Here is a 1074-nt window from a genome sequence, read left to right as displayed (position 1 = left end):
TGGTGTTCTCATTGGACCCGCGCTGCCAGGGCGAGTGCGGGTCGCAGAAGTAGAGCGTGGTGTCCAGTGCGGTCTGGATCCGGGCGTACGCGGCGAGTTCCGTGCCGCGGTCCCAGGTGATCGACCGGCGCAGATGATCCGGGAGCTTTCCCATCTCCCGGATCATCGCCGCAGCGACGGTGTCAGCGGTGTGGTCCCCGGGAAGGTGGAGGAGGATCGTGAACCTCGTCGAGCGTTCCACGAGAGTGCCGATCGCGGTCCCGTCGCAGCCGATGATGAGGTCGCCCTCCCAGTGGCCCGGGACCGCCCGGTCCTGGACCTCGGCCGGGCGCTCACTGATCTTGAACGCCTCCTTGTAGGGGCTGTTCTTGTGCCGGTCCCCGGCGTGGGGAACGCGCTGCTTCCGCTTCAGGCTGAGCTTCTCCGCCAGATCTGCCCGCAGACTTCCGCGGGATTGAACATATAAGGCCTGGTAGATCGTTTCGTGGCTCACCTGCATAGTCTGATCGTCGGGGAAGTAGAAGGCCAACATCGCCGAGATCAGTTTCGGGCTCCACCCGTCATCCATCCACACCCCGATCAGCCGGCAGAGCGCCTCGTCCCCGACCAGCTTCAACGCCTTCGGCCGGCGCCTGGCCTGATGCGCCTTCGTATGGGCGACCGAGGCGTAATACACCCCGTCCGCGCCGGTGTTCCGTTTCGCCTCCCGCCAGACCACGGACCTGTCCCGGCCGATCACCTCACCGATCCTGGCGTAACTGAGTCCGCTGCGCAGGCCCATCTGGATCATCCCCCGCTCAGCCAGATTCAGTGCCCGGCCCTCCGGCCCTTCGGCCGTGGGCGCCGGATCCGAAAGACCCCCAACGGGCCCCATGTCCACAGTCATCATGTGGCCAGACTGGGCCCACCAGTTCCTCCCGGTCCCATGCGTGGCGCCGACACGCCGGGCCGCAGCCAGAATCGACATCCCGCCACACACCAGATCAAAGAACTCAGTACGCGCATCCAGGGAAAACACATTGACCATCAAACGCTCCATCAATCAGAGCGTTGCAGCGACCATATGACTTTGCC

The 1074-nt window shown here is 64.9% G+C and carries 1 protein-coding gene; it reads right to left on the bottom strand.

The genetic code is table 11. The features are described 5' to 3' along the window. Nucleotides 1-889 (bottom strand): IS30 family transposase (locus ABD243_RS06440; protein ID WP_344363429.1); only part of this gene is annotated, 889 nt, incomplete at its 3' end. Between the last annotated feature and the right edge of the window lie 185 nt (nt 890-1074).

It is taken from the genome of Arthrobacter humicola, from assembly GCF_039531445.1.
Lineage (GTDB): Bacteria > Actinomycetota > Actinomycetes > Actinomycetales > Micrococcaceae > Arthrobacter > Arthrobacter humicola.
The sequence above is the reverse complement of the archived record's forward strand: the minus strand, read 5'-3'. Positions and strand labels throughout refer to the sequence as shown.